Consider the following 10,722-nt stretch of genomic DNA (forward strand, 5'->3'; position numbering starts at 1 on the left):
AGGCGCAACATTTTGAGATTTTTTCCCAAACCTGGCCAGGAATATTATCTCTTATCTTGACCAGATGGATTGACTTCCAGGGGTGACAAAACAAAGCGAGCAACTGGAACATCTCCCCCTAGATGTTAAGTCTGATTGCCCGTTTATTCTCAATAAGCACTGTTTATTGAGAATAAACGGGGGAACCCTGAAATTTTCGGCTTAGTTGGTGGCAGCTTGCCGCCAACTCACTCCTCTAGATAAGTATTTTGACTCAGGCATCTTCCTCTTTTGAGACGTTGTGACACTTAGGGTGCGGAATGTGGGTTGAATCAGGGATGCTGGTTTCATGCGAATTCCTCACTCTGATGATTTTCCCATTATTATAGGATCAATCATTCTCTGTAATTCTCTAAGGGGATGGAAGATGGCATCGATGAGGCCCTAACAGTCGCCGCCGGCAAGCACGATATTAATTGGATTGAATATCGCAAACAGATGAAAAAACACGATCGCTGGCACGTGGAAACCGACTAAACTATTTGCTGGCGGTCTGCTGCAATTAGCTTAAGAAATTGGGGTGAGCAACGTCGGCTCGCCCTAATTTTTGTTAGATTTTTTGTTCGTAGTGACGACTTTAGTAGTCCCTGATTATAACTGGGTTTTGCCAACGGAATTTGAGATGACTGAGATTCTATGTTTAACCCAAAGACTGCGAAAATACTTTTCAGGGTGGGTAATGATGTTTTAGTAAAGCCATTCTAATTTTCTGACTAATTCTGGCATGACTTCTTTTTGATCGCGATATTTATGGATTCTTTGTAAATTCTCATTTTGTTTTAAATTTTTGGCCAATTTACTCGGTAGATAGGCAGAATAAATTAATCCACCATTATTGGAAAATTCCTCAGTCATTGCTGATATCCAAGGAAAAGGAGGCTCTCCAAAATAACTAAAATAGAATGGCTTTGACTGCTCAAATATTATATCATAAATGCCAAAGTTGACCCAGCTAGTAATAAACAATGTTCTTTTGAGTGGATTAATTCCTTCGCTAACAAACCTGTTGATTTTTTTTGGGCCTCCTTTTTCTTCAATATATTTTTGGGTAGAGAAAAAATTCATATTTAATTCTTGAAAATTATTAATTGATTCTCTTAAATCTTTAGCTATTTGGAAAACATTAACAGTATCACTAGCTGCAACATTAATCGTTGAAATAAAGTTTCCCAAGAGATTTTCTGGTAATTCTATTCGGGATCTATAGTTAATTATTATTGACAGGTATCTTTCTTTATGATATTGATCGACTTCGGAGATTATACTAGATAAATGCGCACACAATACATCATTTATAGACAAACTTTTTTTGGTATTTTCTAAAAATGCTTGTTTCATATTATTTAATTCATTTTTTGAAAAATAAAATTGTAATAAAAACTTATTTTGTCCAGAAGAAAATATGTAAAATATTAATTTAAACAATTCTTTAATGCTTAAATATCTAACACTAGGAATATTGTTGTTATTGTCTTTTAATTTTTCTTGGAGATACAAATCTCTTTCTTCAACAATTAGTGGTGCAACATATTTTTTCCCATTTACTGAATTTGACCAAGCTTTCATCAGTTGCATAAATGTGTGCATATCGCCAATAGAATGATGCCAGGAAATCCCAAGACTCATTCCTCCACAAGCAAAATAGGTCAGTTTTATAGTCATTACGGGGCTTTGGTTAGATATTACTTTTTGGGGATTAATTAGATTAACAAGCCTTTCTTTCTTGATTTTTGGAAGTTCCTCAATAACATGATCTAATGAACAGTCATCTTTAGTAATTGAGAAAATTATTCCTTGATTGTTAGCATCTATACATAAATTGTTGTTTATTTTTTTCAATCTCCCTGCAAAAATCGAAAAATCACTTAACACTATTTTTAACGAATCTGTTAATATATTGGACTCAACACTTTCTTTATAGAAGAAGACAACACTAATAGGAAGATTAGCAAATAATTGATCTATGATACCACAAGTTATTACCTGTTGAATATGGTGATTGCCTTGAACCATAAAGGTTTCTGATTTCATCACTAACTTCGTAGCCTCCGTGAACGCTTACAGACATCTCAGCCTAATTATATCTCTTTTTTGCCATTTTTAAGCGGCGATCACTAGCTACGTCGATCAAACCTGCCAGTTTTTAGTCGCACGAGTAATGGAGACGGAAACTGCAGCCGCAGTCAACCAGGTTACTCAGTCCGCTTTTGCCAGCCTACCGACTCAGGAGGCGTGATCTAGGTGTGACAAGCGCCGCATCGCACCTTCGGCGTGAACCCAACAAGGGCATGGACGAGTAGGTTGAATTGTCCTGCCCTCAACAAGTAGCCCGCAAGACTGAACAAGTAGTACGCTTGACATTATGACATCACGCCGCTACACTATAATTTTGGGGAGGAGTGGGACAGTTCTGCAAAATTCCTCTCTGGCAAAGCGAATGGAGTTTAGTTCGTGAAAAATAACGTTAATCTTAACTCACTGATGAAACAGGGAGAGTACGCCAAACTCTTGCGTCCCTTACTTCCTGATGAGGCTTTTGTTCCTGACCTTAACAAGGTCTTTATTTTAGGGATTAATGTTGCCATTTTGCTTCTAGGTTGGGGAACTGCGTCCTACCTTGATCGATGGCCTTGGTATTTTCTCTGGTTATTTGTTCCCTTAGCTTTAATTATGGGCAATAGTATCATGGCTTTGATGTTTATTACTCATGAACTCATGCACTGTAAAACCATCAAAAACCGATTTTTAAGACAAATCGTGAATCAATTAGGTTTTATGATGACCTGGCTACCTCCTACTTTTTGGAATGCACTTCACAATCGCCAACATCACCAAAACACTAATAGCCTTAAGGACCCTGATCGCCGTTATTTGTTCGAGCAACCTAATAGTTGGGGAAAATTAGTTCAGGAGTGGTTTGTTCCGTCTTCAGAAATCAAAACATTGAGTTTAGTTTTAGGAACGTGTAATGTCTGGGGTATCTATATTTTTCGCAATCTTATTTCTGTTATTTTATTTAATGATGAGTTATTGGGGTATGGACCGGCTCCCTTTAAAGTCTATCCCAAAGAACGAAAGGTTATTACAATTGAACTACTAATTATTTTTATAATCCATCTGAGTATTATTATTTTTTTACAATTTCATCCTGTAAAACTTTTACTCGGTTATTTTTTACCAATATGGATTGGTTATACTGGGATTATGTCTTACCTTTACACCCATCATATGCTTTGTCCTATGTCGGAAACTGATGATTGTCTAATGACTACACTCTCGGTTCGCGTTCCTCGGATTGTTGATTATCTTCATGTTAATTTTTCTTATCATACGGAACATCATGTTTTTCCGACAATAAACTCAGATTACTATCCGCTTGTGCAGCAGCTTTTAATAGAAAAATTTCCCGAGAAGCTTAACCTTATTCCGATACAAGAAGCATGGCGCTTAATGTTACAAACCCCGATCCACTATAAAGATGAGACTACCTTTACTGATACCTTAGGAACTCAATTAGTTACCCGTCCTAAACCTTGTTTAACCAAATAACCAATAGGAAAATAAAATGTTTCAAATTTCTGGAGGATTATTACGCCGACTCTTAATGGGTCGCTCCGTTGAATTATTTAATAAAAAATGGAATACAGATTTTCCTGAACCTGAAACACTCGGCAGACAGCAAGTAAAAAAGTCAGCTTTTGGCTTTCTTGGTGGCTATAATAAAGCTCTTGAATTTGGTTTTTCTCCGTTACTCATCAGCGAACTAGATGGATACAATCGTAACCTACGGGGATTTGCTTACGAAGGTGCTGGCATGGGTTTAGCAATGATTGACTACACTGCTTTGGGTAAGCGTTCACGACTTCAAGAATTTTTGGAAAGACCTGCCGCTCAATATCCCGAACTAATCCATGTAGGTGCTGGTTTTAGTATTGCCCTACTCCATAAAAATATTCATAAAACTTTATCGCAAATGCCTCCTTTCTATCGTTGGTGGGCTATAGATGGTTTTGCCTTCTGTCGTGGAATTTTTGAATGGAAAAAATGTGTCATCCACCAAGTCACTTATGGCCTTGATGGTTATTTTTTAAGAGCATTTGATCGTGGGCTAGGTCGTTGGTTTTGGTTCATGCACGATGCAGATGTAATGCGAATTGTTGATCAATTACAAAATTTTCCTGACTCCCGTCATGCTGACCTTTGGAGTGGAATAGGTTTAGCTTGTACCTATGCTGGAGGAGTGAATCAAAAACAGATCGAGTTTTTAAAAGAATCAGCAAAGTCTCACGTTTCTTATTTAGCATTAGGCTCTGCTCTAGCTGCTAAGTGTCGTTTAACGGCTGATAATATCGTTGAACATAACGATTTGGCTTGTTCTATTCTCTGTAATATGTCAACTGAAGAAGTTGGACAATTAACTTTACATATTGCCAAAGAAATAAAGATTGATCCCGATGAATCAGTATTAGTTGAACAGCCGATTTTTGAAACTTGGCGTGAAGCCATCCGTTCCCAATTAACGCGGTAAACTCTCAAAAATCCTGCTAGAAAATCATGAATTATGAATGGTGAACAGGAGAGAAGGGAGAGATAAGCTAAGACGCATTTACAGTTTCCCGTTCCCTTATCCCGCCCCATAGACTAATTTAGATGCTTAACAGCTTAGTATAGTTCGTTAATTCCAAGGGTGTAATTTAGGTTGATATTGATAGGTCTTAAACTCTTGGCGCATCTTTTCAATAAAAGTTTTATGGTTTAATTGACGAACTTTAAACCGATAAATTTTTTCACCAATAGCAATGTAAAAAGAATAACTTAATAATTGTGTAACTCGTATCCATGTTTTAGGAGCAAATCCCCCCCAAATTCCAAACCCTTTAAAACGAAGCTTTAAATAAAAAACAGCCAAAAAGAAAAATGTATTTTTTAAACAAAGAAGCACATTGCATTGATGAGGGTCAAGTCTTGAATTTTCTAAAAAATTATCAAAATATTTGCTAGGTCCATAACCCCAAAGTAATTGATCAGTTCGAGCAAAATCCATAATCCCTAAATTGGCATCACACTCCACCAATTGATCAAATTGTTGATGCAAATCAGAAAAAAGACTATTTTGGGGACCGGCCAAAAATTCAATTGCTTTGATATGTTCATTGATAAAGTGGAAATCCAGAAACCATTTACCAATATACATAGGCACTAAGTTACCAAACCAAAACATATTTTCCATATAAATCCGCCAACTCATTACACTAGCATGACCTAAATGTTTTTCGTGATTTTGGTAGAGCCGACTATATGAAGTAGCTGTCGCCACCATAAATTTATTATACATATCTTGCTTCTTCTCAGCTTCAGGTTCTTTGGCTAATTTAGCTCGAATTACTTCAGTCACACATTCAATTCCCAGTGCTGTTACGACTAACCCAGGAGAGTATAATGGGTCAAACATTTGAGCAGCATCACCAATAACATACCAGTTATCTTGGGAAAGATGTTGCTTGCTATTATGAGCCAAGCGAGGAAGATAATTAAAATCAATACATTGCCCACTCTCGATAAGATTATAAACAATTTCGTGGTTAGCTTTAAAAAAACTTTTTAATTTTTCTGAGGTATTGATTTGGTTGGCTGCAATAGAATTTTTATGGTGTACCAAGCCGATAGATATTTCTTTTTGTTTGGTATCAATTGGAAGAACCCAAATCCAGTGTCCAGTTCCAAAAAAGTGTTTGGTACTATAGTAACTACTAGCTGTACCGTTAATTTTATTGTAAATATTATCAAAAATATTGAGATCAATGTTCTTAACTCGAAGCCAAGCAGAACCCGTATTAATACCAGTAATCTCTTCAGAGTCTAAAATTACATTATTAAGTTTTTTCCCAATAATAAAACGACGGCCAGCTGCATCAATAACGTGCTTAGTTTTTAACTCGATAGATGCTTGATCGAGTTTTACGGTTACCGTATGTAATTGATCACAAGGAGTTAATTCTACATCGATAACACGGCCATTATAGAAAGTTGCCCCCATCTCCTGTGTCATTTGGAGAACATCCTGCTCAAATTTAGCTCGATTAATATGAAAACTATCAATTAAAGGGGTACGATTAAAACCCATATGATAATAATCATTGACGCTCTTGGTCTGAGCTTGGTTTTTAGGCCAGTGATAGTTTAGTCCATACTTAGGTGCGTGATTCTCCAGTAAATATTCATGGAGAGCTAACTCTTTACACATAAACATTGAACTAATTTCTACAGTTGATTCGCCAATTTTCAGATCTTTAATTGACCTTTCTGGACTCCGAGGATCAATAATTGCAACTTTAATGTTGGGGAGGTTTAATAACAAGTGCCTCGCTTGACAAATTCCCGCAAAACCGGCTCCCATAATAAGAACATCATAAACTTGCTGTTGAGTTTTATTCATGAATCTTTTTCCTTTTTTGACCAAAAGTTTTCTTGAAAAATCTAAAGAAGACTAAACACTTAGTTGCTTATGCCAAGGATTTAACTTAGGTTGATGTTGATAAGCTTGAAACTCTTCTTTCGTTTTTTCAATCATCGTATTATCAGGAACATTACGATGATTAAACAAATAGATTTTCTCGCCAATTGTTGCCATTAAGCAGAAGAATAAAAGTTGCATGATTCGCCAAGAACAACGGGGAGCTAACACCCCTAAAACGCCATAAGCTTTAAATCTAAGTTTAATATAGAACATGGCCATAAAAAATAGAGCTGTTTTCATGCCAGCATAAACATTGCAATGTTTTGGCTCATATTTTTCGCTTTCAAGATAATCATCAGCGTGTTTTAGAGGACCGTAACCCCACATTAATTGATCCATGCGACTATAATCCATCATTCCAATGTTAACTTTGCGTTCAACTAATTGATCAAACTCCTCATACATCTGTGAAAAAAAGCTCTTCTTACTAAAGAAAAAAATATCACCAATGGCTAAATATTTCTGGATAAAGTCAAAATCTAAAAACCACTTACCGACAAACATAGGAATTAAAACTCCAAACCAGACCATGTTCTCAAGATAAATTCGCCAACTCATTACACTGGCATTGCCCAGATGTTTTTCATGATGACGATAAACTTGATTGTAAGAACGAGAATTGGTGACTAAAAATTTATTGTACATCTCTTGTTTTTGTTGAGCGTCAGCATCATTGTTTAGCTTCGCACGAATAACTTCTGTAGTAGATTCAATACCTAAAACTGCTAATACTAAACCTGGAGAATATAAAGGATCGAACATTTGAGCAGCATCCCCCAAAACATACCAGTTATCCTCAGAAATAATTTTTTTACTATTATGAGCGAGTCTCGGTAGATGATGAAAATCAACTATCTCACCACTTTTAATAATATTAAAAACAATGGTTTGATTGGCCTCTAGAAAACTGGTGAATTTATCTAAAGTATTGATTTGATTGAGAGGAATAATGTTTTTATGGTAAACAACTCCAATAGATAATTCTTTTTCATTTCTGTCAATAGGAAGCATCCATATCCAATGACCATGGCCAAACCAATGATTCGTTGTGTAGTAACGGCTAGCACCACCATTTGAAGGCCGATAGTTATCATAGTAAATGCTACGATCTACATTTTTAACGCGCAGCCACGAAGAGCCAGTATTGATTCCATAAAGTTGCTCAGGATCGAAAATTAAATTATCCGTTTTTTTGCCAATGATAAAGCGCCGACCAGCTGTATCTATCAGGTGTTTTGCTTTTAGTTCTATTTCTCCTTGATCGAGTTTAACTTTGACAGTATGTAACTCATCTTTGGGAGTTAGTTCTACATCGACAACACGACCATTATAAAATTTTGCCCCCATCTCTCGGTTCATCTGTAAGACATCTTGTTCAAATTTAGCTCGATTGATATGAAAGCTATCAATACTGGGAGAACGGTTCATCCAAATATGAAAATAGTCATCAGGCGTTTGCGTTTTTTCTGGATTTTTTGGCCAATGAAAACTGAGTCCGTACTTGGGTGCGTGGTTCTCAATCATATATTCATAAAGTCCGAGTTCTTTAAACAGAAAAATAGCGGTGATTTCAACCGTTGATTCCCCTATTTTTAAATCTTTGACCGACCTTTCAAGAGAGCGAGGATCAATCAGCGCAATTTTAAGGTTTGGAATATTTAATAGCAAGTGTCTAGCTTGGCAAATACCAGCAAACCCGGCTCCCATGATGACAACATCATAAACTTGTTCTTGACAAATTTTTGAGGGGGCAATGTCCATTTGAGCAAAATTCATATTTTTTTTACCTTCCTTTTAAGTTTAGGTTAACTGTACTTTAAGAGTGCTTAAAAACTCAAGTTTTCTTTCAAGCTTGTGCCTTTTCTCCCCAAGGTTGTAGCTTAGGCTCATACTTATAATTTTTAAAATCTTTTTTCATTTTTTCAACGAAGGTATTATCGGGAAGGTGACGGGTCTTAAATAGATAAATTTGTTCCCCCATGGCCAGGTAAGCAGATAAAGACAGGAGTTGACAAACGTAGAAAAGAGAACGAGGAGATAACATTCCTAAGATTCCATAGCTTTTAAAACGAAATTTAAGATAATAGAGGCTCAGGTAAAACATAGTTGCTTTCATTCCTGCAAAAACATTACACCGTAGGGGTTCAAACTTAGTATTTCCTAAATAATGATCAAACTCTTTACTGGTTCGATAACCAAATAACAGTTGATCATTGCGGGTAAAATCCATTAAGCCAATATGAACTTGATCATCAACTAACTCATCAAAGTGTCTATGCAAATTATTAAAAAAACTATTTTGAGCAAAAAATAAAAAGTTGGCTATTTTCACAAAATGACTGATAAATTCTGAGTTGAGAAACCACTTACCCACATACATCGGCAATAAAACACCAAACCATAACATATTTTCACTATAAGTTCTCCAACTCATGACAGAAGCATTTCCTAAGTGTTTCTCATGCTTTTGACAAAAGAAATTATAGGTTCTAGCATTCGTCAATAAAAACTGATTAAAGTCAGCTTGTTTTTGCCGAGCGTCTGGTTCTTGAGCTAGCTTGGAACGAATTGCTTCAGTGACACTTTCAATACTCAAAGCAGTCAAAACTAACCCAGAAGAATAAAAGGGATCAAACATATGAGCAGCATCACCTAAAATATACCAGTTGTCTTGAGAGATTATTTTTTTACTCATATGAGCTAATCTGGGCAAATTATGGAAATCAACTGTCTCACCACTTTCGATAATGTTGTAAACCAAATTATGATTAGCCTTTAAAAAGGCTTTAAATTTATTGATTTTATTGATTTCAGAAGTCGGAATAATATTTTTATGATAAACAATCCCGATCGATAATTCTCTTTCATTCCTTTCAATTGGAAGCATCCATATCCAATGCCCATGACCAAAAAAATGATTCGTTGTATAATAGCGACTAGCAGCACTATTAGCAGGGTCATATCCATCGTCAAGAATTGTCCGATCTATGTTTTTAACCCGCAGCCATGAAGAGCCGGTATTAATTCCATAAAGTTGCTCAGGATCAAACATTAAATTATCTGTTTTCTTGCCAAGAATAAAAGAACGACCAGCTGCATCAATAAGATGTTTAGCTTTCAGTTCAACTGTTTCTTTAGCTAGTTTAACTTTAACAGTATGCAACTCATCTTGAACAGTTAAATTTACATCAGCAACACGACCATTATAGAATTCTGCTCCCATTTCTAAATTCATTTTCAGAACATCTTGCTCAAATTTAGCTCGATTAATCTGAAAGCTTTCCAAAGGAGGTGGACTGGCTGTCCAGATATGAAAGTAATCTTCACAACTTTCGGTTTGAGATTGATTTTTTGGCCAATGAAAACTGAGTCCATGCTTAGGACAATGATGTTCGATGAGGTATTCGTAAAGCCCTAACTCTTTGTACATAAACATCGAGCTAATTTCGACCGTTGATTCTCCTACTTTTAGGTCTTTATCTGACCGCTCCAAGGAGCGAGGATCGATTAAAGCAATTTGAAGATTGGGAACCTTTAGTAAAAGATGTCTTGCTTGACAGACACCGGCAAATCCTGCCCCCATAACAACGACATCATAAACTTTTGCTGGTACAGACACTAGATTTTCACTAACATTCATTAACTGCTACCTCTTCATGTAACCGTTGCAGGGGGAGGTCAGGGGGCTAACCACAAAAACATCTCCTGCTGCTGATTTACTATATATAATCGTTCAGGGGGACGTGTCAAGTAGCTAACCACAAAAACACTAACTGCTTCTGACTTAGTGTAACGGTTCAGGAGTGGGGTGTCAAGTAGCTGACCACAAAAATACTACCTGCTGCACTCTGAGAGCCAAAGCTAGTCTGCCGGAAGCTGTACCGAAGAAAAATTAAGGTCGTGTAGGTGTTGCTATTGGGGAGTAAATCTTTGACAGTGCTGTCCGGCTTCACAAAGCTCTCCAGGGAGACTATTTTTTGATTAGTCCTCGTACCACTTCACTAATTGGTATGGAAACTTTTCCCGGTGGTGATTCGGTAGTAGTGATGGCGGCTTAATCCTTTGCTTTGCTGTGCATTGTAGTCATGGATAAAATACCAAAGGGCTCCCCAACGTGATTCTCCATTTTTTTAGAGAAAGATAGACTCTCTCTCACCAGCCGAGAA

At 36.6% G+C, this 10,722-nt stretch carries 6 protein-coding genes; 2 read left to right on the plus strand and 4 right to left on the minus strand.

The window, feature by feature from the left end; all coding sequences use genetic code 11:
* Window positions 1-726: 726 nt before the first annotated feature.
* Window positions 727-2,070: an acyltransferase gene (locus IM515_RS01055; protein ID WP_287629164.1), complete on the minus strand. Its 1,344-nt coding sequence runs from the start codon at window positions 2,068-2,070 to the stop codon at window positions 727-729.
* Between the two features lie 420 nt (window positions 2,071-2,490).
* Here IM515_RS01055 and IM515_RS01060 point away from each other — a divergent pair, with 420 nt between their 5' ends.
* Both IM515_RS01060 and IM515_RS01065 read left to right on the plus strand, forming a co-directional pair.
* Window positions 2,491-3,588 (plus strand): fatty acid desaturase family protein, encoded by a 1,098-nt coding sequence (locus IM515_RS01060; RefSeq protein WP_002766668.1) that lies wholly within the window; start codon window positions 2,491-2,493, stop codon window positions 3,586-3,588.
* A 16-nt stretch (window positions 3,589-3,604) separates the two neighbouring features.
* Window positions 3,605-4,567: a DUF1702 family protein gene (locus IM515_RS01065; RefSeq protein ID WP_002766667.1), complete on the plus strand. Its 963-nt coding sequence runs from the start codon at window positions 3,605-3,607 to the stop codon at window positions 4,565-4,567.
* A 147-nt stretch (window positions 4,568-4,714) separates the two neighbouring features.
* On the opposite strand, the gene IM515_RS01070 is transcribed toward IM515_RS01065, so the two are convergent.
* From IM515_RS01070 to IM515_RS01080, 3 genes are all read right to left on the minus strand, one after another.
* Window positions 4,715-6,475, minus strand: coding sequence for an NAD(P)/FAD-dependent oxidoreductase (locus IM515_RS01070; protein WP_287629165.1), 1,761 nt, complete (start codon window positions 6,473-6,475; stop codon window positions 4,715-4,717).
* Between the two features lie 51 nt (window positions 6,476-6,526).
* Window positions 6,527-8,332: an NAD(P)/FAD-dependent oxidoreductase gene (locus IM515_RS01075; protein WP_002766663.1), complete on the minus strand. Its 1,806-nt coding sequence runs from the start codon at window positions 8,330-8,332 to the stop codon at window positions 6,527-6,529.
* Window positions 8,333-8,402: 70 nt separating this feature from the next.
* Window positions 8,403-10,196 (minus strand): NAD(P)/FAD-dependent oxidoreductase, encoded by a 1,794-nt coding sequence (locus IM515_RS01080; RefSeq protein WP_287629166.1) that lies wholly within the window; start codon window positions 10,194-10,196, stop codon window positions 8,403-8,405.
* Window positions 10,197-10,722 lie beyond the last annotated feature (526 nt).

The organism is Microcystis sp. M44BS1, from assembly GCF_020244875.1.
GTDB classification, from domain to species: Bacteria; Cyanobacteriota; Cyanobacteriia; order Cyanobacteriales; family Microcystaceae; genus Microcystis; species Microcystis panniformis.

What these genes read in the sequence shown, in the direction of transcription:
- IM515_RS01055 (WP_287629164.1), bottom strand. Translation starts at nt 2,070, where the DNA reads ATGAAATCAGAAACCTTTATGGTTCAAGGCAATCACCATATTCAACAG.
- IM515_RS01065 (WP_002766667.1), top strand. Translation starts at nt 3,605, where the DNA reads ATGTTTCAAATTTCTGGAGGATTATTACGCCGACTCTTAATGGGTCGC.
- IM515_RS01070 (WP_287629165.1), bottom strand. Translation starts at nt 6,475, where the DNA reads ATGAATAAAACTCAACAGCAAGTTTATGATGTTCTTATTATGGGAGCC.
- IM515_RS01075 (WP_002766663.1), bottom strand. Translation starts at nt 8,332, where the DNA reads ATGAATTTTGCTCAAATGGACATTGCCCCCTCAAAAATTTGTCAAGAA.
- IM515_RS01080 (WP_287629166.1), bottom strand. Translation starts at nt 10,196, where the DNA reads ATGAATGTTAGTGAAAATCTAGTGTCTGTACCAGCAAAAGTTTATGAT.